General features: G+C 58.8%; 14 protein-coding genes, 1 tRNA gene and 3 pseudogenes. 8 read left to right on the top strand and 10 right to left on the bottom strand.

What is annotated here, in order from left to right:
- The first annotated feature begins 957 nt into the window (after positions 1-957).
- Together SO156_RS17055 and SO156_RS17060 are read left to right on the top strand one after the other, a co-directional pair.
- Positions 958-1,404 carry a cupin domain-containing protein gene (locus tag SO156_RS17055; RefSeq protein ID WP_498535600.1) on the top strand — a complete coding sequence of 149 codons (447 nt, stop codon included), beginning with the start codon at positions 958-960 and terminating at the stop codon, positions 1,402-1,404.
- 447 nt (positions 1,405-1,851) lie between these two features.
- A pseudogene (locus SO156_RS17060) lies at positions 1,852-1,980 on the top strand (alpha/beta fold hydrolase); the annotation flags it as partial.
- A gap of 440 nt (positions 1,981-2,420) precedes the next feature.
- On the opposite strand, the gene SO156_RS17065 reads toward SO156_RS17060, so the two are convergent.
- The 3 genes from SO156_RS17065 to SO156_RS17075 form a co-directional block, all read right to left on the bottom strand.
- The gene (locus SO156_RS17065; RefSeq protein ID WP_498535601.1) at positions 2,421-2,783 is read right to left on the bottom strand and encodes a hypothetical protein; all 363 of its coding nucleotides are present in this window, start codon (positions 2,781-2,783) and stop codon (positions 2,421-2,423) included.
- A gap of 263 nt (positions 2,784-3,046) precedes the next feature.
- A complete protein-coding gene (locus SO156_RS17070) occupies positions 3,047-3,208 on the bottom strand; it encodes a hypothetical protein (RefSeq protein ID WP_498535602.1) in 162 nt (53 codons plus the stop codon).
- A gap of 402 nt (positions 3,209-3,610) precedes the next feature.
- A complete protein-coding gene (locus SO156_RS17075; protein WP_498535603.1) occupies positions 3,611-9,100 on the bottom strand; it encodes a trifunctional serine/threonine-protein kinase/ATP-binding protein/sensor histidine kinase in 5,490 nt (1,829 codons plus the stop codon).
- 305 nt (positions 9,101-9,405) lie between these two features.
- Between SO156_RS17075 and SO156_RS17080 the strand changes: the two genes are divergently transcribed.
- From SO156_RS17080 to SO156_RS17095, 4 genes and pseudogenes are all read left to right on the top strand, one after another.
- Complete coding sequence (locus SO156_RS17080; RefSeq protein WP_498535604.1) at positions 9,406-10,374, top strand: amidohydrolase family protein; 969 nt, start codon at positions 9,406-9,408, stop codon at positions 10,372-10,374.
- Positions 10,375-10,915: 541 nt separating this feature from the next.
- Positions 10,916-12,253, top strand: coding sequence for an ABC transporter substrate-binding protein (locus tag SO156_RS17085; protein ID WP_498535630.1), 1,338 nt, complete (start codon positions 10,916-10,918; stop codon positions 12,251-12,253).
- A 537-nt stretch (positions 12,254-12,790) separates the two neighbouring features.
- Positions 12,791-13,438: pseudogene (locus SO156_RS17090) on the top strand (transposase); the annotation flags it as partial.
- Between the two features lie 51 nt (positions 13,439-13,489).
- A pseudogene (locus tag SO156_RS17095) lies at positions 13,490-13,738 on the top strand (GNAT family N-acetyltransferase); the annotation flags it as partial.
- Between the two features lie 1,023 nt (positions 13,739-14,761).
- Here SO156_RS17095 and SO156_RS17100 read toward each other — a convergent pair.
- The 3 genes from SO156_RS17100 to SO156_RS17110 form a co-directional block, all read right to left on the bottom strand.
- Positions 14,762-15,184 carry an OsmC family protein gene (locus SO156_RS17100; protein ID WP_458149358.1) on the bottom strand — a complete coding sequence of 141 codons (423 nt, stop codon included), beginning with the start codon at positions 15,182-15,184 and terminating at the stop codon, positions 14,762-14,764.
- Between the two features lie 83 nt (positions 15,185-15,267).
- Positions 15,268-16,053: an ATP-binding cassette domain-containing protein gene (locus tag SO156_RS17105; RefSeq protein WP_498535605.1), complete on the bottom strand. Its 786-nt coding sequence runs from the start codon at positions 16,051-16,053 to the stop codon at positions 15,268-15,270.
- Between the two features lie 1,309 nt (positions 16,054-17,362).
- Positions 17,363-18,541, bottom strand: a complete 1,179-nt coding sequence (locus tag SO156_RS17110; protein ID WP_498535606.1) for an alkene reductase — start codon at positions 18,539-18,541, stop codon at positions 17,363-17,365.
- Positions 18,542-18,624: 83 nt separating this feature from the next.
- Between SO156_RS17110 and SO156_RS17115 the strand changes: the two genes are divergently transcribed.
- Entirely contained in the window at positions 18,625-19,002 is a 378-nt protein-coding gene (locus SO156_RS17115; protein ID WP_498535607.1) for a winged helix-turn-helix transcriptional regulator, read from the top strand.
- A 482-nt stretch (positions 19,003-19,484) separates the two neighbouring features.
- On the opposite strand, the gene tenA is transcribed toward SO156_RS17115, so the two are convergent.
- On the bottom strand, positions 19,485-20,159 hold the full coding sequence (gene tenA, locus SO156_RS17120; protein ID WP_498535608.1) for a thiaminase II: 675 nt from the start codon (positions 20,157-20,159) through the stop codon (positions 19,485-19,487).
- A 970-nt stretch (positions 20,160-21,129) separates the two neighbouring features.
- On the opposite strand from tenA, the gene SO156_RS17125 reads away from it, so the two are divergent.
- Positions 21,130-22,656: a site-specific integrase gene (locus SO156_RS17125; RefSeq protein WP_498535609.1), complete on the top strand. Its 1,527-nt coding sequence runs from the start codon at positions 21,130-21,132 to the stop codon at positions 22,654-22,656.
- A 313-nt stretch (positions 22,657-22,969) separates the two neighbouring features.
- Here the strand turns inward: SO156_RS17125 and SO156_RS17130 are convergent.
- The 3 genes from SO156_RS17130 to SO156_RS17140 all read right to left on the bottom strand — a co-directional run bounded on the left by SO156_RS17130 (position 22,970) and on the right by SO156_RS17140 (position 24,979).
- Positions 22,970-23,045, bottom strand: a tRNA-Lys gene (locus SO156_RS17130).
- A 164-nt stretch (positions 23,046-23,209) separates the two neighbouring features.
- Entirely contained in the window at positions 23,210-23,779 is a 570-nt protein-coding gene (locus SO156_RS17135) for a Spy/CpxP family protein refolding chaperone (RefSeq protein ID WP_458148128.1), read from the bottom strand.
- A gap of 198 nt (positions 23,780-23,977) precedes the next feature.
- The gene (locus tag SO156_RS17140; RefSeq protein WP_498535610.1) at positions 23,978-24,979 is read right to left on the bottom strand and encodes a TRAP transporter substrate-binding protein; all 1,002 of its coding nucleotides are present in this window, start codon (positions 24,977-24,979) and stop codon (positions 23,978-23,980) included.
- Between the last annotated feature and the right edge of the window lie 122 nt (positions 24,980-25,101).

Consider the following 25,101-nt stretch of genomic DNA (forward strand, 5'->3'; position numbering starts at 1 on the left):
CTAAGTCGCATTCGCAATGTGGTCTTTAAGATGCAGAAGCACGCCCCATCGCGGCGCTTCGGCGACAGCGTGCGACGAATAGTGCGCTTGGTGCGGTTGATGACGGTTGTGCAGCAAAGAACGCCAAAGAAGGGCAAATAAGCAAAGCGCTGGACATGCTCTCCGAATTGCAGATGCCTCACTGGCTGATCATCGCAGGCAGCGTCTTAGGTCTTATCGTCAGGAGCGTTCGAGCTCCCGAAAACGAAGAGAATGAAACGGACGCTGATTAGGGCACCGGCGCTGTCTCGTACCTGCTTACTTTTCCCGATATAGTGAATCGGTGGATGGGCACCTGGACGGCACCGGCGTTTCTCCAGCCTCAAGCGCCGGTGCCGCTCCTCACTGAAACTCAGATCCACTGACCTCGTGTCGCGGCCACCACGTCTGCTTTGCGCGAATGATTGCGATCGTTAGGAAAGGTGGCTGGCGGCGCGACTGCAATTCCAGGAACGTCTCTCGCAGCCGGGCGGGTTGGTCAGATGCTCGACCTGCGTACCTGCACGGTTAGGGGTTGGTCGACCGTCGAGAGATGGCCCGGCCCCGCGAGTTTTTCTTAGAAACGAGTCCGATCTGTCGTGCAAGGATCATCGCTGATCTAAGTTCCAGATTTAACCCGCGGTCGCGAAATCAAGCTTAACCTGAGGACCTCGTTGCTGTTGCGCGGCAGAACGCTGAACCGGACATTTGCCCTCGTTCGGGTTCACCCCAAGGCGAGAAAGCAAAAAAACTAGGCCGGTCGAGGTTGCCCGGCTGGGCCGAAACCTGCGTTCGAACGCGGCCCATTGCCACTTGTTCCTAGTCGCAATGACAGGCAAGAGGTACCCTCCTTAGAGGCGCGGCAAAGATACCTCTTCACACTCGCGTGAAAACTCGGAAGCTGAGTGCCGCGCAATCCTCTGCCGTGGGGAGAAACCGATGCCGTTCGCACCCATTGAAGCGTGGCACTACAACAAGGTGGATCTCGATCCGTCGCCGATTGAGCCATCCTGGATCATCGAAGGTAATCCGGAAGCTCGATCGCGCTTACTGTCGACGAGCGCATGCAACACGGCCAAGACCATGATCTGGTCGTGCACCGAAGGCAAATTCAACTGGTACTACGATCTCGACGAGACCATCGTGATCCTCGAAGGATCGATCGTGCTTGAGAGCGAGGGCGTGCCGCCGAAGCATTATGGCGTTGATGACGTCTTATTTTTTCGCAGCGGTGCGCACGCCAGATGGCACGTCGAGGACTATGTGAAAACGCTCACCTTCCTTCGCCTGAACTATCCGTTCCCGTTTGGCATCGCCATCCGAATCGTCAACAAGATCAAGTCGCTGATCGCGCGGAACCCGCCCCGCGGCTTGCCGGCGCAGTAAGACCGCACTTCCGTATTGCTCCCCGACCAAAGCTCCAGCCGAGCAGCGCCTGACATATTTTTCACATTCTAACCTACCGCGTAGCGCTAGAGTCGTGGCGCGGGTCCGAGCGCCGCTCATGTCCTAAGAGGTGCAATATGCTGGCAACATATCGAACTCTTCGGTGGCTGGGCTTTTCACGCTGGGGGGCCACGCGAAAAAATTCTGAAAATCTACTGTGTGACTTTCCAAGCGCGAGTGTTCTAGGACAATACAGCGGCGACGGGGCCGCCGGGGTGACGCTTCTCTGATCTCCCGAAGATTCCATCTGGGAGGACGATGCACTTAGGACATCATCCAATTGCCAACCGCCATTGTTGTTTTTGCAAGAGCATAGAGCCAAGCGGCCTCGGCTAGAGCCAAGGCAGACAAATATACTATCTCGGCGATCATCTTGCCCCCGAACTAGGAAGGCCCCACCAATCTCCTTCGGGCAACTATCAGCACCGGACCATCAGGGGCGGCATCGGACACAATCTGCCGCAGGAAGCGCCGCAGGCCTTCGCCAGGGCCATCGTCGAGGTTGCCGAGATTTGATCGGCGCAAGAGAGAACCTGCGGAACGGTCACATCCACCCCCGCGCGGTGCATCGTACCGCGCAACACAAGCCTCTGCGGAATGCCACCGACGCCGCACAACGCGGTGCTGGGACCGGCAGCGGCGACATGCAATCGGCGCCCCGAGCGCGATAAGCTTGTGCACCACCCGATAAGCCCTCTCCCGCCTCTTCCGCTCTTCGGTTTTCTTCTCGCGGTTCAACGCACGCATGAATCCAATGCGTGCAAACATCGTCGGGCCGCCCTTCTCGGCAACGAGCATCAGCGCTTCAATCGCTGCCAGCCATTCTAGCGAGTCATGTTCTCGCTTCGGCAACTGCGTGATGAATGTTGCTGCGTCATGCAATGTGAGAAGCTTCCTCGTCGGGTAACGGAATTGGATCATCAAATGGCCGTTGCCATCCGCGCTTGTTCATTGCCCTACATCATGCTTCCGGGCATGAAGCACCGAACAAAGGGATGGCCATCTTCGTGGTATGGCCAAACGACTGTTTGCCCGAAACGATTGGGCGCCGTAACAAGAGCCGCGTTGGGCACGTCAACCCACTCATCATCCATAAAGACTTGATAGTGGCCGTCCCGAGTTCGCCAGTCAGTGTCTCGCAAGGTGTTACCGTCGCTGAGTGCGCAGCAAGGTTTGCCCTCTTCGGATTTCAACTGCTGAAACCACCTGTGCATTTCAGGATCGGCTTGCGCATACTTTTCGTCTGGATCGCGAGCTAACGCCGAATTTGATGCCAACATCACTAGCGACAAAATGACCGTCAGGGATTTGGTTCTCAAAAAATGACTCCCATCAAAATTGAATTGGCCAAAACACTGAAAAAAGACCCGCCTCCGAGTTTGGGAAGACGGAGGGAAATGACTTAAGCATTGCCCCACGGACTGTTTGAAATACGTCCGGAGGCGGGGGCACGAGGGCTCAAATATTCAGACGGGCAACAGTTCGTAAGCCTGCCGTCCGCCTTAAGAGCAAAGATAACACAATACATGCTTCTCAGCTAGACCGTCGGGAAAAAGTGGTAACCCCTGCCGTTGCCAGTCTCTCACGGCTCGTCGTTCATGTCTCGCAACTTCAAATCTAGTTCACTGATTTGCTCAACCATCCGCTCTACAATCGCTTCGTAGTCGGACGGCGCTAGCGAATCCACGCCGCGTGCCAGTAGCTCCGCTTGTAGGATTTTCGCCATAACGGCTTTGACGTTCATTCGAAAAGACTCACGATATAAGAAAGTTTGAGCATACACCGCCTCGCGTCCCGTAGAACTATTGGACCGGAGTCACCGTGGTTACCTGTACCTGGACAGGCTCCAAGTGTGGCTCGCCGGCCGCGGGCCAGCGAAACTTCCGATCCACGCGCGGCCGAGGAAACGGCGAATCTAAGTCATGAGTCCGTTTGATGGGATTGCGGCGGGTAAGAACACGGCATTGAAGAAGAAACGACATGCCATTGAGCAAATTACTCGTCTCGCCATCGGCGAGCACACCAACCGCGCAAGGCCTCATGAACCGCATACGCCAGGGCGCGGACATTCAGCGAGTTGATGCGCGCAAGTACCGGGTCCGGATTGGGGACTACACCAGAGACCTCTGGCGTGCAGTCTTCGGAGCTATTGTTGCCGAGCCTTCGGGATGGTGAAATGAAAGGCAGCGCCTTGCGGAAGATTTGCCTCCGCCCAAATTCTTCCTCCATGGCTCTCTACGATTGAACGACAGATCGATAATCCCATTCCCATGCCGCCCGGCTTGGTTGTGAAGAATGGGTCGAAGAGCCGGTCGAGTTGCTCGGGGTTTATGCCCTTCCCCGTATCTCGCACGGATACAAGTACGCCGTCCGAGCCCTTCATAGTCGAACTGATCAAGAGCTCGCGGCGCGCTTGGCCGACCTCTTCCAGGGCATGTACGGCATTGACAATCAAATTGAGCACCACTTGTTGCATCTGGGTCCGATCGGCTTCAACGAACGGCAAGCCGTTCGCCAACTGCGTACGGATAGAGATGTGACTCCGTGCGGCTTCACCACGCGTGAGCTCAACGACTTCAGAGACAATTTGGTTGAATTTTATGCGCTCCGCCCGCAGCGGTGCCTTTGTTACGAGATTGCGTGTACGATCGACAACGCTACCTACCCGACGGCCATCTTCGGTGATCCTTTCCAATAGCCGTTGAACTTCCGTTAGATTTGGCGGCTGATGGGCAAGCCACCGCAGCGACGCTTCAGCGCTGCCGATTATTGCCGTGACGGGCTGATTGACCTCATGGGCGATCGAAGCCGAAAGTTGACCCATGGTCGCGACGCGATTCGCGTGCGCGAGCTCCATCTGAGTCTCGCGGTAGCGTCGCTCGCTTTCGTGCGCCTCGGCCTCTGCCCGCCGCCGCTCAGTCAAATCGAGAACAAAAGCGACGGCTTGATTCTCATTGTCGAGGAGAGCTGCTCCGACCAGCACGGGCACGCGGCCGCCATCCTTCCGCAAATACTCCCTTTCGTACGGCTGCACCGTGCCAGCAATCTTTATGTTCTCACTCTCCTCCGCAATTCGGTCGCGCCACTCTGGCGGTATGTAATCCGTCCAAAGCACACTACCGGACATCAACTCCTTTCGGTCGATTCCCAGCATGCGGAGATAGGTATCATTTGCCTCTGTGATGCGACCATCAAGTTCAAAGAAAACGATCCCGATGATGTTGGCTTCGACGAGGCGCCGAACCTTCGCCTCTTGCTTCTGCAGATCGCCATAAAGTCGAGAATTCTCCAGGGAGACAGCCGCCTGCGACGCGAGTAGTCTCAGCGCGGTCATACGGCCCGGTGCGAAGGCGCTGGGAGTCAGGTTGTTTTCGAGGTAAAGCGCGCCAACGAGTTCGCCCCGGTTTACCATGGGCAGGCAGAGAACGGACCGCACTCCGCTACTAACGATGTAGGGGTCTGCTGCGAACGCAGATTCGGTGGCGTCATCGAGGACGATGCTCTCTTGACAATGCAAGACATATCGGAGCACGGCCTCTGGCAAGAGGGCCTCCGTTGCAGCCACATCGCACAGATGCACAACCACCCGATCATCGGCAGTGGTGCCTTCTGCGACAATCCGTGGCGAAGCGCCACGCGCAAGAATTAGCAAACCCCGCTCGGCACAAGCCTGCTCTATGGCGATGCACATCAGGGTATCAATCAACTTCTCGAGCACCAACTCGCTAGAGACGACTTGCGAAACCTTGATCACGGTTGCGAGATCGAGATGTTCGATCGACGCTCCAATCGTTTCCGTCGGACTTGGCGCAGGCTCTTGCGCCCTCAGATCCGGATACCGTTCCTCGAGTTGTCTCACCCTCCCGCCGGCGCCCCAACGTAGGTAGCCAAAGCGAGCCTCCTGCAGATAGGTGCGCGCTATTTTTTCAAATCCGCGCTTCCCATAGAAGCGCGCCGCGAGCTCATTTGCGAGCGCCTCAATATGAACAAGGCCGTTTGCTCCGGCCGAGCTGATCGCCTCCTCGTAGAGTTGTTCAGCGTCGAGCAGATGGCTCTCGATCCGAGCGATTTCAGCGGCTACAAGTGCAACTTGGCTCTTCAAACTCTCCGGGTAGATAGCGGCCGCGTATGCCAGATGATCGCGATGGACCTTTAGCTCCTCTACGAGCGCGCCTCGCTCCTCGCTCGACACAGTCTCGGCGCCGGCAGCGCGCGCCAAGGCCGCATAGAAATGAAATTCGGATACCGCGATATGGGAGGGGACAGCCCACCACAGAAGCGGCTCGACCTTTCGCGCCGCAAGAGTGGCTCCCAAATGATCCCCCGAAAAGAACAGGCGTTGCAGCTTGCGTATCAAAAGCCAGGCGAGCTCGACCGTGCGGCCCGCATGTTGTCCCAACGGCTCCTCGAACCGACTCTCGTCGAAGTTCGATTCGACGCCCCGGAGAGCGAGGATAAGACCGTGCTGCCCTGCGACGATATTTGCCAAGAGAGCAAAATGGGCGCTGTTTAGGTAATCGAGCAGTCGTTCCGCTTCTTTCTGGGCATCCTGCAAGCGCTCCCCCGCCGCCAGCATCGCTGAGATCAGGCCGGACGCGGTATATCCGGCGCTATTGAGATCGCCGAGTTCGTTGGCGGCGTCGAAAGCTCGCCGAAGCACAGCCACCCGCTCTCGCGGATCGACGACATGCGAATACTCGCGATAGACGCGTGCACGAAATCTATGCAGCCCGCGTCTCTCCATCAGGTCGACACCGAGGCGACCAAATTCGATGCTCTCCCGAAGGCGGCCGAATCGTCCCAGCAGCTTGCCGAACCAGACATAGGCCCAACAGGATACGTCCGTGTTTCCCTGCTCAATGCTGACGCTTACCGCCTTCGCCACTATCAGACACGTCAGGTTTCCGTCTGCTGTCCAAAAGGCAGGCTCGCTAAGGGCCAGGAGGACGTCCATCTTGGCTCGCCCCAACGGATCATTCATGACGGGCAAGTCGATCAGGCTGCTAATCCCACGAGCGTCAATGAGATCCCATAGGCGCCGGTATTCTTCTTCAATCTCCTGTGTGGACGGATGAGATGACCAAACGACGCCGAGAGACCGCAGGCAATCTAGGCCGATCTCGAGACTTTCCTCTCTTCTGTCGACTGCAGCCAAAAGTCTCATGCGCTGGCACGCGATCAGAGCCCGATCCCGTCCGTCTCGCGCAAGGCCGGTGAGGAGCGACAACCTCTTCTCTGCAGCTCTGATTTCTCCGGTAAGGAACTCACACTCGGCTCGGAGTCGTTCGAGTTCGAATGCAAGGTCGTAATGCGACCGCCACCGGCTTTCGTGAAGCATTTCGGTGCCAGTAGCGAAATAGCCGATGGCCGAGGCGTGCGCGGCTGAGGCGTGCGCCCGTTTGCCTGCGATCAGATTGAGCTCAGCCAGGCGCGCGCGCTCATCCCAGGAGATGATAAGCTCCGCGCCCCGGTTCAGGTGATGGACGATATCGAAGATCGCCTCGTCTCGCTTCTCCGTCGGCGTTTGCGCAATGAGAAGCCGGCCGAGCCTGAGATGGGCCGCCGCTCGCGCACCCTGGGGGATCAGCGCATATGCGGCTTCCTGCACCCGGTCGTGGGCGAACCTGTAAGCATTCGGCAGCCGTTCTATCAGCTCCTCCCGGAGTGCCTCCCACAACGCCGCGTGCACACCGTCGGGCGACGATTCGAGCGCGATTGCAAGCGTCGCGACGTCCGCAACCGTGCCAGCGACGGAGAGCTGCTGCAGCGCTTGTTGAGTTTTGTCCGGAAGGCGGGCGAGGCTTCCAGCCATGAGATCGGCTACGTTGTCCGCGTAACGCTCGGAACGAATACGGTTGAGATCCCACGTCCAGCGTGCAACATCATGATCGAATACGAGCAAGCCCCCCGCGTTAAGCGCGTGGAGAAACTGGATGACGAAGAACGGGTTTCCGGCGGTCTTCGCATGCACTAGTTTGCCCAGCGACGCCGCGTCTTTTGGCATTGCATGAAGCATGTGCTCAATCAGCAGGCTCACCTGCTCCTGCTGCAGAGGACCAAGCTTGATCTCGCTCACCTTCCCCACGGAGCTCCGGATCAGGGCGAGCTTTCGCGCCATCGGATGAGCCGCGTCGACCTCGTTGTCGCGATAGGCGCCAATCAGCATCAGATGCCCGACGTCTGTTTGCGTCAGCAAATCCTCAACAAGCTCGAGCGTGGCTGCATCTAGCCATTGCAGATCGTCAAGAAACAAGGCCAAGGGATGTTCGGGCTTGGCGAAGACAGAGATGAAGCGACGGACCATGAGCTGGAACCGCGCTTTCGCCTGCTGCGGCTCGAGTTCTGCGACCGGCGGCTGCTCGCCGATGATGAGGGACAATTCGGGGACGAGATCGGCGATCAGCCGGCCACTCGAACCCAGCGCCTCCGCAAAAGCGTTCCGCCAGCCGGCTAACTCTGCATCGCTCTTGGCTAGGAGCAGTTGGACCAACCCCCGAAGGGCTTGCGCGAGAGTCGAGTACGGAATGTCACGCTTGTACTGATCGAACTTGCCGGATGCAAAATGTGCGCGGGGCGGCACCAGCACTTTATGCAATTCATTGACGACTGAAGACTTGCCGATACCGGAATAGCCGGACACTAGCACCAGCTCCGGCACTCCGCCCTTTACGATGCGATCGAACGAGGCGAGCAAGGTCTCGATCTCGCGCTCGCGTCCGTACAGTTTTTCTGGAATTACCAACCGGTCGGATGTGTCGTGTAGGCCCAGAGGAAACTCTTCGATTTGACCCCGATCTTCGAGCTCCGCAAGACAGTGCCGCAAATCACATGCGAGCCCAGCGGCGGTCTGATATCTGTCCTCGGCTGTCTTGGCGAGCAGCTTCATGATGATCATCGACAGCGCCGACGGGACACTACCTAGACGATCAGTAGCGGTCATCGGCTTTCGCGCGATATGGCAGTGCACCCAGTCCATGGGATCAGAGCCAGCGAACGGCAAGCTCCCGGTCAACAGCTCGTACAGAGTGACGCCCAGTGCATAGAGGTCGCTGCGTGAGTCAATGGAGCGATTCATCCAGCCGGTCTGCTCGGGCGCCATGTACGCCAGCGTGCCCGCAATGGTCTCAGGCGGCTGGATGACTTGTCGTTCACGCCGAAGCCGCGACGCAATCCCGAATCCCGTCAGCCTGACTTCGCTTCTCGTGGGATCTACGATGATATTCTGCGGCTTGATATCCTTGTGAACGAGACCCCGCCGGTGCAGCTTGCCCACCGCAACAGCGATACCGATGGCGAGGCGCAAGAAGCTTCCGACGTCCAAGGATGCGCCGATCGACGCGGCGAGCGGCGCCCCACCGGGATCTTCAAGGACCAGGGCAGTCCGACCGCTCTCTTGAAGGAGGTCGAGCGGCCGTACCGCCCACGCTGAATCCAGTTCGCTTTTCCATCCATATTCGTGCGTAAGGCGATCGATGATGGCGGGATGGGGATGCTCAGAGGAGGGTCGCACGACTAGTATGGGGGCAAGGCGGCCGTCGGAGTCGCTCTGCCATCCCCGGTAGAAGACGCGCTCGTCGTCTTTCCACGCAACGTGGAAGCTGCCATTCGCAATTTTGGCGAAGCGAGCTGCATCCATTTTTTGCGCCGGTCCCGAGTGAGGCGGCAAGATGTCATGCCGTTACTAAGGCCTATTGTTACCTCTTTTACAGAAAAATAGCGCCAGCGACCTCGACAATATCATCCGAGGGTGAGAACAGATATGCAAATCTTAAGCAGCGGCGTACCAGTAGCCGCGTAAAGCGCCGTAAATTGGAGTAAATCAGCTTACGAGAAGCAACGGACGCACTTGGGCCGCGCCTTGTGTTCGGGGCCTCGCGTGTGCGCCGCCCTTCCCGTCCCGGTCAACCCTCGATAGACTACCTCTCAACGAGGGATGAGATCATGCTGACGCGACGCGGTATCCTGCTTGCCTCCGTAGCGGCGGGGGTTCCCATGACCGGCAAAGGTGCATTCGCCAAGACCGCGCAGCCTTCGACTCCGGTGAATTTCGATGTTCCGGCCGGCGCATGCGATTGCCATACTCACATCTTCGCCGATCCGGCAAAATTCCCGTTCTTCGCCGGTCGCGTCTACACACCGGAGCTGGCCTCGCCGGAGGAGATGAGCGCGCTCCACAAGGCGCTGCATATCGAGCGCGTGGTGATCGTGACGCCGAGCGTCTATGGCTCCGACAATTCGGCCACGCTGTTCGGCATGAAAGCGCGCGGGCCAGCCGCGCGCGGGGTCGCCGTGATCGACGACAAGACCAGCGAGGTGGATCTCGACGCCATGGCTCAGGCTGGCTTCTGCGGCATCCGCCTCAATCTCGCAACCAGCGGCGTCAACGATCCCATTGTCGGCAAGACGCGGTTCTCGGCCGCGGTCGACCGTATGACGCCGCGCAAATGGCATGTGCAACTCTTCACGAGCCTCCCGATGATCGCCGCGATCAAGCCGCTGGTGCTTGCCTCGCCCGTGCCTGCGGTGTTCGATCATTTCGGCGGCGCGCAAGCCGAGTTTGGTGTCGACCAGCCCGGCTTCTCCGACCTGCTCGACCTCGTCAAATCGGGCAAGGCCTACGTCAAAATCTCAGGCGCCTATGGTGCCTCGAAGCAGCCGCCTGACTATCCCGATATCGTACCGCTCGCCAAGGCGCTGATCGCGGCCAATCCCGAGCGCATCATCTGGGGCAGCGACTGGCCGCATCCGAATTCCGTCACTCCACCCGGAAAGCAGATCACCGACGTGACGCCGCTTCAACAGATCGACGACGGCCGCTTGCTCAACCTGGTTTCGGTTTGGGCTCCGAATGCCGCGACGCGCAAGATGATCCTGGCGGACAATCCGGCGCGGCTGTACGGGTTCGCCTAACCGAGCCAAGCGTGTTCGGGCGAACGCGTCACGGCCGGCTGCAGCGATCTCTGCGAGTAAGCGCGCAGCCAGTTGCCGGCCTTACGCAAACCGCCGAACGGAAGCAGGTGGAAACCCGAATTGTTATCGCTTTGCGGACTTCCGGTCGCATCGAGCAGTTGACGGATGTCTTCGGGCACAAGGAAAGCTTGCGAAGTGATGCGTGCTATTCTGTAATCGCTTGCTCCCGATTTCCGGCGTCTGCCAGACTTGCGTTATGTCTCCACCGCATATTAACGGAAGCACCTCATTTGAGAGCAGTCAGACTCTCGCTTCCGCAGCTCTGAAACGATCCGATGACGGTGATCGGCGTTTGAACAGGATGACTGTTGCGCTTCACCGCTTGCTCTCATACAATTTTGGGCATTGAATTCCGCGATATTACGCTGCCGGCACAAGGCCGTAATTTCACGCAATGTTTTGGCGCGTCTCCGGCCTCGTTGTTCGCGCTGCAAAGCAGAGGGAATACAGAATACCAACTTGATCAGCATGGAGTGAGCAAATATCACGAAAGCTCTCAAGGCGAGAATTTGTAAGCGCGACCGCGCTTTCGACAGGAGCGCTGATCACAACGCCATATGTGCGCGGCGCGTATGCTGCCGGCAAATTGTCGATCGGCCTCTGGGATCACTGGGTGCCCGGCGCCAACGACACATCAACCGCCCTCGTCAACGAGTGGGCCTTAAAGGAGAAGATCGAGGTTTCCATCGACTACATCACGAGCCAAGGCAGGAAGATCGAATTGATCGTTGCGGCCGAAGCTCAGGCCAAATCTGGCCACGACATTCTTTATATGGATAGCTGGTGGCCGCAAGCTTATGCCGAGCATTTCGAGGCGGTGAACGACGTCGTTGAGCCTGCGATCAAGCAGCACGGTGAGGTGAACGGCACCGTGAGATATCTCGGTCAGGCAGCGGGCAGATGGCTCGCGGTCCCCGCAACGCCGGGAAGCCAGATCAAGGGGCCCTGCTCTCGCATCGATCTGATGAAGAGATATGCGGGTATCGACATCCAGGAACTGTACCCTGCGGGAGCGCCGCCCAAAGCCGACAGCTGGACGATGGATACGTTCTTGAAGGCGGCCGAAGCCTGCCAGAAGGGTGGCTTCATGTTTGGGATTGGCCTTGGCGAGACCCCAGACAACGTCGACACGGCAGGTGCGATCTTCCAGTCGTTCGGCGGCGAGCTCGTCGATGCCAAGGGCGATCTCACGGTGAGGACGGATCAGGTTCGTCAGGCTCTCGAATATTACAAGAAGCTGATCGCCTTTCTACCGCCCGGCGCGCCTTCATGGGACGATGCCTCGAACAACAGATGGCTGATTTCCGGACGCGGCGCGCTGATCATGAACCCACCGAGCGCCTGGGCTCTCGCCAAGCGGGACGCCCCGCAAGTTGCGGAGCAATGCTGGACCCACGGATTCCCGGCCGGCCCAAAGGGGCGCTTCGCGCCCTATGTACCTTGCTTCTGGGCCATCTGGGCATTCTCCAAGAACAAGGAGGCGGCCAAGAGCCTGCTCGCCCATTTGTCGGAGCGGTCATCGATCGAGAAATTTGTCACGGCCAGCGGTGGCTACGACCTGCCAGCCTATGCGAACTTGGCGACACTGAAGACGTGGGCCGAGGAAGGTCCTCCGAAGGGCACGCTCTACCACTATCCGAACCCCTACAACCATCAGAGGCTATCAATCGCGGCCGCTCCTGCGCCGCCAAAAATTGCTCAGCAGATCTATGCCCACGCCACCCTGACCAAGATGGCGCTGCGTTACGCCAATGGCGAGAAGATGGAAGACACGCTCAATTGGGCTGAACGCGAGTGCGAAGGGTTTATGCGGAGCTGAACACCTAGATCGATTGTGCCGATTGAGATACGGAGCCGCGGGTGGACGGCCTCAGGTCGTCTGGCCCAACGGCGTTCTCGCGTCCCTCGCCAACGTCCTGGTGGTACAGGCGATCGTACCTCGGAGCCGACGGGCCCGCCCGGGATGCTATCTGGCCTTCGACGGCAACTCCGGAGTGGATTCCGGCAGTGCGGGCCTTTGTCGGATGCATCATGCAATTCAGCCGCATAATGAGTCCCGTGAAGGATCTGGTAGTGTGGAGCGCGAGCAGCCGCGGCTTTTCGTTCGTGATCAGCTTCGATAGCCGCACTGGTCCCGGTCTTCACGGACGACCCGGCTTTCTAGCCTCGTGGCGTCCCATCCATCCGAACAGACCTGCAATCAAATTGATAGGCTCGCCCTTCAAGACTCTCACTGAAGCGGAGGAGGCCTGCCAAGCCTTCCTGAAGTACCTGACCGGATGTTACATTGGGACGACCAATGAGCCCGTAAATCAAATCTAGGCTATCCGCCGGCTGATCCAGATCGGGCTGGAATGTGCGTCAAACCGGCCACAGCAGGAAGCTGGTTCGGCACGTGATCCGCGGCGAGCGCAACGATGTTTTCCAGCCCCGACAAAGCTCATTGGACCTGCATTTGCCTTGGCTCGACGATCAGCGGGCGTCCGGCTGTCGCAACGGAGCTGAACTTTGGCGCCGCCTGAAGGCGCGAGGCTTCCGAGGCTCGCTTCGCGTCATCAGCGAGTGGGCGACCCGCAGACGACGAGCTGAAAGGGCCGACACGCAAAACCTTCAACGGATTCCGTCGGCCAGAACGATCGCTCGTCTCATGACAATCGGCCGGGACTTGCTGACGAAAGCGGAGACCGTCACGATCGCGGCGATCGAAGCTGGCGTACCAAGCTTGGTCGAGGCCCGCGACATCATCGCCGAATTCCACGTGATGATCCGGCGCTAGGTTGAGGAAGGGCTTACCTCATGGATCGAGCGCGCCCGCATCAGTCTCGTCGCCTCGTTCGCGAGCGGCGTCGTCAGGGATGAAGCGGCGGTTAGGGCGGCAATCACCTCGCCTTGGTCAAACGGACAGACTGAAAGTCAGATCACGCGCCTTAAGCTCGTCAGACGTCAGATGTATGGCCGCAGTAAAATCGATCTGCTTCAGGCCAGACTAATCGGCGCAGAATAATCGGAGCTGCACCAAAACTGCTACAGAGCCAATATTGCAGGCCGAATGACAATCGGCCCCATCGTCGCCAGCAATGATTGTGACGCGATCCATCTCACAGCCGTGCATCTCAAGAATCTCAGCGGAAGGTTTGTTCGCGTGGATACGCGAGAGCAGACGGGTCTGTTTGCGGACTTTCTCCAGCAGAGCCGCCTCGGGATGAACGACACTGTCACGACCATGTCCAAGGGACGGCGATTCCTGAACCGAAAGGAAAACGAGCCGTGGGTCTACGGATTGGCCGGTCATGCATTGAGCTGAGGCTGTGAAGCATCGGACGAGAAGTACTGAAGCGACAGGCAACCTGTTTCCAGGTCCGTTCGGCCAACGCTCTCGCCTAGTGCGCCAACCGCCACCATCGCCAATACGAAAATCGTAGAGGATCGTAAACTGGCGTAGAAGGTCCTACGATTATGGCGGGGAGCAACTCGAACCTCCGACACAAACGATCCGGATCTGGTTCTTATAACACGCGGTACCCTGCGACGACGGGCCGTACAGAATGTCCGCTTTGCTCGCCGCAATATCCCATTCTACGACGAGCAAGTAATTGCCCTGTACCATCGGATCTGCGCTCTGTATCGAATGGCGCGAAGATACATAGGCAAGGAGAGGATGCAGAGGCAAAGAGAAATGTCGCGCGGTAATCCAACCGTGCAACGTCCGATTATGGAAAAGTCGCACTGAACCTCAATGGCATCTGGCGAAGCCATTGGAAACCAAAGGATTTCTTTGGTGGGCGCACCAGGGCTCGAACCTGGGACCCGCTGATTAAGAGACACGCTGTCAGCGTTGATTTTTCAAGAGAATTTTTCCAACCGAACCAAAATCCGATCATTATTGATCAATGGCTTACAGTGAACCATCCAACCGTCTGCAGACTCTGGTCCACGAGCAAACGATCAGTGAAGTTCACGCGCAGGTTCAAATCGCAGAGGCGCAACCACCGATACCGGCATTCGGTTCAAGCTGCGATCTGACCGAGGACGACATCTGCGTCCCGAACGTAAATAGCAAACGAAAAGATCAATAAAAACAATCAAGTTTGCTCGCGATTGACCACCTTTATCGCCGTTTGTTCACGGGGTTTCGGTGGTCAACCGGTGGTCAGCTTGGCCGAGGGATGACACGCCTTCGAAATGCATCGAAAGGCGCCGTGCATCGCGCAATGGCGCGAGCAGGCGGCCGGAGTGGTCGTCAAGGTGATCGCCACGAGGTGCACGCCTGTCGAACAGCCGCCAAATCAGCGCGCCTTTCCTGGTGATCCCAAGGTCTTTGGTCAGACTAGACCAACTTCGCGTCCAGCGTGATTGTGGCGTTGAGCACCTTGGACACCGGACAATTCTTCTCGGCCTCGTCAGCGAAGCGGGCGAAGCCCGCATCGTCGAGATTCGGCACCTTGGCGCGCAAGGTGAGTGCCGACGTGCTGATCTTGAATCCCTTGCCTTCGGGCTCCAGCGTGACCGCGGCCTCCGTCGAGAGCTCGGTAGGCGTAAAGCCCGCGCCTTGGAGACCGAAGGCCAGCGCCATCGTGAAGCAGCCTGCATGGGCAGCCGCGATCAACTCCTCCGGATTGGTCCCCTTCTCATTCTCGAAACGGGTCTTAAAGGAATAGGGAGTCTCGGCCAGCACGCCGGAATCGCTGGAGAGATAGCCGTTCCCGTCGCGGCCGGTACCGTGCCAGACTGCTTTTGCCTTACGGATCATGTGACGCTCCTTTCCTATTGCTGTTCACGGAGAGATTTGATGTAGGTCTTTCCTTAAGGATAAGACTGCTCCTTGCGTCCTTGCTACCATGCCGTCCGCAGTTCGGGTGTGGTGATGTCCCAGTCGGGCCGGCATTTCCTCGTGACGGCATCCGAATTTGCGTCCTCGGGGCGAGTAAGCGTTGTGTAGATAAAATCCGTCGCTGAGAAAAACAATCTCGATCGGACATTTGGCAAGACGAGAATATGATTGTCTAACGACCGGAGTGCCCCGCCAGCCACAGGCGTGCTCCCAATGTAGACGATGCAGACGCCGTGGTCCCTTAGCCGTCTCACGGTGTCGAAGAGAAGCTCGGCCTCCCTGCCCGAGATGACGGCGGTCGGTTCGTCGAGCACTAGAAGCTTTGCTTCGCCCACCAATGCCTTGGCGATCTCCACCATCTGCTGATCGGCGACCGTCAGGGATTTTACCTTGGCGCGCGGATCGAGCGAATGTCCGAGTCGCGTCAGGATCGCGCGCGCACCTTCCTCCAGAGCTCGTCTGTCGACGAAACCGAATCGGTCCAGAGGCTCCATCGAGGCCAATAGCGATCTCGGCGAATTTGAGACCTTTGACGTTTGCCTTGGCACTGTACTTGTGTGTGCAAGCCTGAGCCCTGAAATTCGATCTCTCTCAGGCTTCCAGAGTGCCCGAAGCTCGTGGTTGACACCGCGTTCTCTGGCAGTAATGCAGCGGAAATGGAAGCTCTCAATCAGCTCACCTCGCCAAATACCTTGAGTTGAACCCTGCAGAACCGCATAAAGGCCCTGGTTGTCCGGGGCCCTTTTCTTTTCAGCGCTGATAAGTGTGATGGGCGGCACAGTCAACACGGCCTGGTGTTCTTAGAACTTCATGATCCAAGACACGCTTTGCTGAGCCCGATGGGGACGCCGATGACCATCATCTTCCTGACAATCGCGTGCGCCGCCGTACTCAGCCCGCTGCTCTATTGGGAAGCGCACCACGCCAAGGTTCAGCCAACCGCCTTTCCCAACCTGTAAAGGAGAGCAGACCATGAACGACCGCGAGATGGCGAGGGATTGACCCATGATCCCGAGAGATTGCATTCCGATCGGCCACGTCCCGCCATTGCCGCGCATCGATCTGTACGGCCCGCGCAAGGGTCCTGCGGACGCCGCTGGTGAGCGTTTCTCGTACAGCCCCACCTATTGCGACCATGTTTGGAAACAGGTCAGGCGGACGGCCGAGGGCACATGCGCGCCGTTCGGAGATGCCGCATGAACGACCGCGACCATCGCGACCAGCTACCGTAGAAAAATTTTGCTGGCAAAAGCCCGCTAACGTCGCAGCGCCGCCCCGCTCGGAAATTCGGGAAATGCTTATTTTTTGACCCTCCCCCGTCGAAGTCCCGCGGCCCGCTCCGGCGCTTCGCACCGCGGAGTAGGTAAGGACAGGGTCCGCAATACAAGCGAAACCAAATAGACGATACGCAACATTCCTCCGAAACCAAATCGACGATACTCGACGTTCCTACGAAATCGAGCGGAGTCATGATCGGTACTGCCACCACAGAGGCGGTGAGCTTGCTCAGTATCAACGACAACGGGAGAATTCAGATGCCGACTAATTGTCTCGCCCAGTTGCTGGTAACGACGCGACGAGTTACCCCAGACGATACCCAGCGGCATCAAGAGCAAACGGCCATAGCGCCACGCAAGTCTAATATTCTCGCCCGGTTGCTGGTAACAACGCGAGACGTTACCCTTGAGGATACCCCCCGCGTCCTCCGTCACTGCGACTTCCCCGACAGCAGCGCCAAGCACGAGTTGCAAATGGCCGCTTGATATTGGGCTCGGGGTCGGTCGGCACCATCATCACGGTGGTGTCGACCTGACCACGGCCAGACGGCATGTCCGCTTGAACCTGCCGTTCAAACTGACGACAAGGCCGCGCGATACCTCGTCCTCGAATCCCATGATGGAAGGGCCCTGGTACCGATTCCGAAGAGAAGCGCGAGCCCGTGAGCGACATCGACACTGCAGTGGCGGACAGTCTGAAAGTGCTTGACCGACGCTCTGGGCCAAGAAGAGACTCAGAGCGTGCGGTAGGGTTTCAGTCGACCAGCAGGCGTCGGCAGAACCGCCCGGCACCGAATGCCTGCTCGACCCACCGTCGCGGTCAGGCTGCGTCGCGTGCAGCACTACCAATCGGATAAGCAGGGAAGTCCGTGTAACCCACCTCGCCGCGTCGGGTGTAATAAGTTGATCGGTCCGCTTCGGCTAACGGCCAGCCGTGCTTGAGACGCTCAGCAAGGTCTGGGTTTGCGATATATGGTCTGCCGAAGGCGATCAGGTCCACCAACCCGGTGTCGAGCGAAGCCTGGGCGCGCTCGCGGTCATCAAAGCCGCCACACCAGATGAAGGCGCCAGGAAACACCGCCCGAGCCTTGGCAAGCAGAGCGTGGTCGAGGTACCGAGGCTTGAACTCCGCCGTCTCCATGTTTCCTTCGGGCATCAACTCGTAGAGCAGATGGATGTATGCCACGCCGCGGCGCCCCAGTTGCTCGGCAAGATACAGAAACGTTTCCTCGACAAGCGGCTCCGGCGGCATGGAGTTGAACTTGCCGAACGGAGACAAGCGAACACCCACGCGCCCCGGACCGAATTCAGCCACCACCGCATCGACGACTTCCATCAGGAAGCGCGTACGATCTTCCATGCTGCCGCCGCCGTACCGGTCGGTGCGCGTATTGAGCACCGAGTTCATGAACTGCTCGAAAAGATAGCCGTTGGCCGCATGGAGTTCGACACCATCGAATCCGACCTCCCGTGCATTGGCGGCGGCTTTGGCGAAGGTGCCCACCATGGCCGACACCTCATCCGTGCTGAGGGGCCTCGGCGCCTCCGCAGACATATGACCCAACCTGCCGTCCGGGCCGTGGGCAAACACCGATGAGCCCTCTGCCCGTTGCTCGGTTACGCCCACCGGGGCCTGGCCGTTCGGCAGAATCGAGGAATGAGCCATCCTGCCGACGTGCCACAACTGCAGAAAGATCGTGCCGCCATGACGGCGAACCTCATCGGTCACCAGACGCCAGCCCTGCATTTGGGCTTCCGAGTGGATTCCGGGTGTCCTCGCGTAACCGTGGCTGGACTGATCCACGTCGGTGGCCTCGGTAATGATCAGGCCGGCACTGGCCCGCTGGCCGTAATAGGTGGCGATAAGCTCGTTCGGGAGGTCACCATCGGTCGGGAGGTCGCCTTCGGACGTTCGCGTGCGGGTCATGGGCGGCATGACGATGCGGTTCCTCAGCGGAACGGCACCGCCAAGCAGTTGAGATCCGAACAAGTCGATCATAAATCACCCTTCGAGCAGATTTCTGCCGAAGGTTATATTCTTCGGTAGTCATTCCAATCTACAAACCCTTTGGTCAGTGGCGGATGAAGATCATCAAGAGACTACCGGGCTTACCGGTCGAGCGCGCGCTAGGCGTCCTTTCGGGACGCTGGAAGGCGGTCATCCTCGATGTGTTGCTGGATGGCCCGCAACGCACATGTGAGCTCGAAAAGCGCATTGTCGGCATCTCGCAGAAGGTGTTGATCGAGCAGCTGCGAGCGCTCGAGGAACATGGAATGGTGAGCCGGCAGCCCAGCGCCGGCGATAGTCAGGGGATCGAATATCTGCTCACCCCGCTCGGCGAAAGCCTGCGGCCCGTATTGGATTCCCTCATCGAATGGGGAGTTCATCACGCCAAGGAGCTCGATGAGGTCCATAGGCTTCTGCCATGCGATGCTGTCGTTCGAGATCGTACTACCTGACCCTATTGGCTATCGCTGTCCGAGAGTCTTGCGATGGTCGCAGCTTCCGAGTCGGTGGGATATCTAAGCTTTATCCTTGGTAAGAAGGCCTGCAACCTTTGATACCTGCTGCCAGAGTCGTCGGAATCTCGGGAGACCGTCGTCACCGCCGCTCGCAGGGTGGGTTTCCTTTTCGACGGCATCGCTTGCATCTCGCGAAGCACCCTGAACGCGCGGAAACCGATGGTGCTATCGGCTTCGCGTTGGCACAGCATGAACCAGTTTAGCCGCGAGGCGGGGCGTTGACGGCGAACGACGCAGGTCGCTTGACGTCCTTTCGAAGACCTGCCAACGGCCGGTCTCAACGTCTGCTGTTCAAAATGGACCAGAAATGACGGGTAAACTGTCAAACCGGGGCTTTGACCCTATGCGGAAAGTGTGGCTTTAGGCGCGAGCGCCATAAACCTTGGTATCGTTTCGTACCCCCTTTAGATGCCCGACGGTTATTCAACACGCTGGCCCGCGCGCCAGCCCATCTCCCAGAAGTCTGCCTCAAGTCGGGTGGCTTCCTTGAAGATCGCAATCAGCTCTGCCTCGCGGGCCGGCGTGGCGTAGAGGTCAGCGAGCTGCTCCAGTTGCGCTCGCGCTTTCGCCGCGACCTCCTGATACGGCACGCCAGCGTACTCGGCGATCCAAACGCGATAGGAGTTCGTCACAGCGTCCGCAGTGGGTCGCGAGGCGAGCCGCGTTGCGATCTCCGCGTAACCGATCACGCAGGGGGCAAGCGCCACCTTGAGTGCCAGTAAATCGCCGCGCATTCCTGCGTCGAGCACGTAGCGTGTATAGGCCAGCATCTCGACCGCCGGAGGGGTTTGCTCAAGGTCGCTCGGGGACAGACCCCAACCGGCACAGAGCTTCAGATGCAGGTTCATCTCGACATCAAGGATGGCCGAGAGGCCGGCGACTGCTTCGCGCATGTCGGCAAGTTTGGGCGACTTGTAGACCGAGAGCGCGTAGGCGCGAGCAAACTCGATGAGGAACAGGTAGTCCTGGGCGAGGTAGTGACGAAACGCCGCTTCGGGGAGCGAGCCGTCTGCCAATCCGCTCGTGAAGGGATGCTCGGTGTAGGCCCGCCACTCAGCAGATGCTTCTATCTTTAGACGCTCGAAGAAACTCACGACTTTTTTCGCCTTGCTTGCTTTTCCATGAACGTCTCGGCTCGCTACCGATAGCGCATTGCGAACCGCGTGAACGCTGACCTTGACAGGTCGCCGCGATCAGCCGGTACGATGGCGTAGGGAATTCGCTTGCCGTCGTTCGCCGGGATTGACTTGTGTTCTCACGTTATCACGAACAGAAGGCACATGCCCTAAGTCCAGGTTTCGATTGCAGACGAACCGCACCAGTTTCGCACCAGAAACGACCCGCACGAGGCGCAGCGAACTCGTCGAATTCCACGAAAAGCGTAGGAAAATCAACGAAGCTGATCAGTATTCCGCCGCTCATAACGGTCTAGTTGCATCTTCGAGTTCACTGACCGGCCAGTGAAATCTGCAGCCCCATGAAGCGGTGGCGGGCTCACCGCATCCGTTACGCCTCCATCGTGAATCCTTAAGGGCGGCGAATGAATGTCCAACGTGTTAGTGGCGGGGTATCCTGTTCGTACTCCAAAGAAGCCGAATTCCCTACGGGCGGTGGGAAGTGCTTCCCGCCTGTATCTTTATCTGTTCCTTTTGCTTCACCAACTGTTCGCTCAAAAAGCCAAGAGTGGCGAGGCATTATGCGTTTGCGTCCCCAGAGCATGCAGCCACCCTATTCTTCAACCGAGGTGGCCACGGCGATTGGCATCTCGCTAGATACATTCTATCGTACGCGCCGCCTCAGGCATGAGCGCGACGGCTTGCCTTCGCCGATCAGCGAGCGAGGACCGCTGAAATGGGAACGCACCGGCTTCGATGCTTGGCTTACCCGACATCATCCTATGCCCCCAAAGACGATTGCTAATGACGCATTCGCGCCGCCGCCAGCAGCAAGCGACGAGGGACACCGCGAGCGGCTGCGGAGGGCCTACGGCCAGCACACCGCTTGACAGACTAGATCGCGCTAGATTCCAATGGGTGCCATCTCTTACTGGCACTGAGGCTCTTTATGGCCGATCCCAAATTTCCTCATGTAAGGTGGCGCGATGGCCGTCCTCGCTCGTCTCATGGCGCTTATGCCCGGGCACTCGGCTTTGTCGACGCCGACTTGCGCCATCCGCCGCATGATGAAAAAGGCCGTCCGGTCGGTGCGTGGTTCAATCTTCAGGAAGCCTCAGATTTTTCAGACAAGCGAAAGTCGGAAATCGAGGCGGCGCGCCGCGCCGGCAAGCTACCGAAAAAGATCACGATCCGGAAGCGTTCAACGATCGAAGATCTTCTAGACGATTGGAGCAAGTCGGTTGAGTTCAAGGCGTTGTCGTCCGCCTCGCAATCTTCCTATCGCAAATGCATCTCCGCTATCTTGTACCGACCGCAATCACGCGAATCTGCGGCGAAGATGCGTGCCGAAATCCGTGCCGCCAAACTGCTCGGCGTAGCAGAGCCAGTCCGAGAACTCGAGGCGATCGCAACTGCAACTCCGACATCAATCGGCAAACCAGAGTTCCGAGCCTTCTATAACTATGCGAAATCGGCTCGCGGCCATCATATGGCGCTCTCGATGATAGCCACGCTCTCAGCGGCATTTACCTGGGGACAGGAAAGCATCTTGTGGCGTCTCGGACCTAACCCGCGAGAAGGCATGGAGTTCGATCACCCGGACGGACGCATCGTACAGGTTGCGATGTCCGAATTTTCCGCTTGGGTCGCTGCAGCCGATGCGATCGAACGGCCGTCGGTCGGCGACAGCTTCCATCTGGCATTGTTCACCGGACAGCGCCAGACCGACCGTCTGATTATGCGCAACGAGAGCGACGTTGAGGGCCGGCACGCGTTTCGACAGAGCAAGACCGGCGAGCTTGTCGACATCAAAGAGGCGCCACAACTGAGCGCACGGCTAAATGCCTCGCGTGCACGAATAAAGGAACTCAAGCTCCGGCTTCAGTTGGATAAGGTGCCACCCGAGCTCGTGGTCAACGAAGACAATGGTGAGCCTTATGACGAGAGTACTTATCGCCATTGGGTGTCGACTGCCCGGGCCGTCGCTATCTTCGGCTTTCTCGCGCGCGACAACGCGCGCCAGGCAATTGTCCGCGCCGAGCGACTGAACGCCGAGCTGATTAAAAATGTCGACAGGCTGTTCGCCCCTTTCCCTCTCGATGAGGAGAATAAGGCGCAGCGCGCTCGAGCGGTCGATCAGCGCAAGCGCGCTTTAGCGGAATGGCTGGATGCGCAGACCGCACGCGACAGCAATGGCCATGAGACAGCATGGCGTCTGAAGCCTTGCCCCGGTCTGGTATTCGTCAATGGCGCCGGCGAACTCGACCAAAAGCACGACCAAGACCTACGTGATACCTGCGTCATGCTTCTCGATCGGGCTGGCTGCGACTTGCTGACGATCTGCGACATCACTGGGCATTCATACCGAAGCGCGCAAACCATCGTGAAGCATTACCGCGCCCGCAATGCGGCTCGCGCCGATTCCGGCATCGATAGGCTTGAATTGCAGGTGCGGAAGGAAGGTATGAAGGGCTGAATGGCTGGCTTGTTTCAGCGTTGCATGGGCTCCGGCCCTAAGCCCTCAGGTGAAACCAGGGCGCGCAACGCGCCGCCAATCTCGCGTTCTGTGTTTCAAGTCATTCCTAGAACAAGCCAAGCGCTTCGGCACTGGGTTATCCGTGAACAAGCGGACGAGCCATCAACGACCGCCCGCGCCCGGTGAACATTCCTACCAAATTATCCGGCTCGTCGCACGGCGTGCGACGTACGACCACTAAAAGCGTCGCACGAGACCCGGTTTGTTCTGCAGAACAATTTAAAAAAGCCCTTACGGGCCAATCGCTTAAGGATGGTGGGCGCACCAGGGCTCGAACCTGGGACCCGCTGATTAAGAGTCAGCTGCTCTACCAACTGAGCTATGCGCCCGAAAGGCGGGTAACGCCTTGCGAGGCCGGTCGTTTAGCAAAGCGATCCCGGGAAGGCAAGCGATGTGGACGAGGTTTTCCAAGTCTTCATGACCGGGTCTCAAAAAGGGAAAAGCCGCCGGATTCCAGCGGCTTCGCTCGCCATGCCCGGAGATTTGCGGGGCCTTACAGGCGCCCGCCGTCCCGATCCGGTCCGCCATCTCGGTCGCCACCGTGGAAACGGTCCATCATGCGGTCCATGCCGCGCTCCATGAAGCGATGGTGCCAGCCGCCTTCACCGCCGAACGGGCCTTGGTGACGGGTCAGGACGGCCAGGCGCCGCTTCTGGCCCTCATCCAGGGTCTTGTAGAGCGGGTCTGCAGCATCGGCGATCTTCTTCAGCGCCGCGGACGTGGCCCCCATGTCGTCAGCGCGCTGGCGCAGGCGGGCGACCGGATCATCCGGCTTGTCGGCATCGCCGGGATCAGCGTTCATCCGCGCGTTGGCGCGATCGATGCGCAGCTTGGCTAAGTCGCGCACGGCGGCCTCGACCGGCGGCCACAGCTTCTCCTGGTCGGCATTCAGCTTCAAGCCGGCATGCACGGCCGCGATCCGCGCGTCGACGAAGGCGGCGCGGTCTTCCGGATTCATGCGCATATGGCGCATGTGGTCGGAGAAGCGGTGATATTGCGCGTAGACTGCGCCGGAGCCGGCGATACTGAGCACGGCGATGGCGGCGATGGCGAACTTTCTCATACGAACCTCCTCTTGCAAGGTTCCATGAAGATGGGCGCCATTTGCACGCGGTTCAACTTACAACTTCGATAGAGAGAGCAGTCTTACCAAGATGTAATCCGCGGCTGCACTTTGAAATCATTCGCAACATGGCTGAAACAGAGAAGGGCTTCCGCCTAGCGAACGGAAGCCCTTCTCGCGGCGCAACGGCGCACGAACTCAGTTCGTCGCGCTCTTCGCTTCCTTCTGGAATTCGTCGATCAACGGCTGGCCGACCCGGCTCGCGGCATCCTTGTAGACCGGCTCCATCGCCTTGCGCATCGCCTCGTCCTGTTCTGAAGTCAGCGCGATGATCTCGCTCTTGCCGCTCTTCTTGATCTCGGCGAGCGCGTCGTCGTTTTCCTTCTGCGACTGCGCGTTGTTGAAATCGGTCGCTTCCTTCATGGCCTTCGCAAGCTGGTCGCGCACATCGGCCGGAAGGTCGTCCCAGAACTTCTTGTTCACGATCACGACGTAGCCGATGTAGCCGTGATTGGTCTGGGTGATGTACTTCTGCACCTCGTGCATTTTCTGGGTGTAGATATTGGACCAGGTGTTCTCCTGCCCGTCGACGACGCCGGTCTGGAGCGCCTGATAGACCTCGGAGAACGCCATCACCTGCGGCAGCGATCCCAGCGCCTTGAACTGCGCCTGAAGCACGCGCGAGGACTGGATACGGAATTTCACGCCCTGATAGTCGGCCGGCGTGACGAGCTTCTTGTTGGCACTCATCTGCTTGAAGCCGTTGTCCCAATAGGCAAGGCCGGTGATGCCCTTGGAGTCCAGCAGCTTAAGCAACTTCGCGCCGAGCGGTCCCTCCGTCACCTTCCGCAGCGTCTTCAGGTCGGGAAGGATGTAGGGCAGATCGAACACCTCGAACTCGCGGATGCCGAGCGGGCCGAACTTGGAGTTCGACGGCGCCAGCATCTGCACGCTGCCGAGCTGGAGCGCCTCGAGCTCTTCTTTATCCTTGTAGAGCGTCGAATTCGGATAGACCTCGACCTTCACCTTGCCGCCCGTGTACTTCTCGGCGAGCTCCTTGAACTTCTCCGCCGCCTTGCCCTTCGGCGTATCGGTCGCGACGACATGGCTGAATTTGATGACGATCGGGTCGGCGGCTGCCGAACCGGCAAGCCCTAGAACCAAAGCCGCGACGGATGCCGCGATCGCGAAGATGCGCATGATGCCTCCCATGTTATTGATTGGGCCGCCCGGCGCGCGGGCGGCCTTCCTCGAGCGGGTGCATCCATACAGGGCGGCGCGCACAGGCGCTATTGGCCGTTAGCAGGGCTGCTATTCATGAC

Source organism: Bradyrhizobium sp. UFLA05-125 (genome assembly GCF_059803515.1).

Coding starts and splice junctions, on each gene's coding strand:
- SO156_RS17055 (WP_498535600.1), top strand. CDS start 958: ATGCCGTTCGCACCCATTGAAGCGTGGCACTACAACAAGGTGGATCTC.
- SO156_RS17070 (WP_498535602.1), bottom strand. CDS start 3,208: ATGAACGTCAAAGCCGTTATGGCGAAAATCCTACAAGCGGAGCTACTG.
- SO156_RS17075 (WP_498535603.1), bottom strand. CDS start 9,100: ATGGATGCAGCTCGCTTCGCCAAAATTGCGAATGGCAGCTTCCACGTT.
- SO156_RS17080 (WP_498535604.1), top strand. CDS start 9,406: ATGCTGACGCGACGCGGTATCCTGCTTGCCTCCGTAGCGGCGGGGGTT.
- SO156_RS17100 (WP_458149358.1), bottom strand. CDS start 15,184: ATGATCCGTAAGGCAAAAGCAGTCTGGCACGGTACCGGCCGCGACGGG.
- SO156_RS17110 (WP_498535606.1), bottom strand. CDS start 18,541: ATGATCGACTTGTTCGGATCTCAACTGCTTGGCGGTGCCGTTCCGCTG.
- SO156_RS17115 (WP_498535607.1), top strand. CDS start 18,625: ATGAAGATCATCAAGAGACTACCGGGCTTACCGGTCGAGCGCGCGCTA.
- SO156_RS17125 (WP_498535609.1), top strand. CDS start 21,130: ATGGCCGATCCCAAATTTCCTCATGTAAGGTGGCGCGATGGCCGTCCT.
- SO156_RS17135 (WP_458148128.1), bottom strand. CDS start 23,779: ATGAGAAAGTTCGCCATCGCCGCCATCGCCGTGCTCAGTATCGCCGGC.
- SO156_RS17140 (WP_498535610.1), bottom strand. CDS start 24,979: ATGCGCATCTTCGCGATCGCGGCATCCGTCGCGGCTTTGGTTCTAGGG.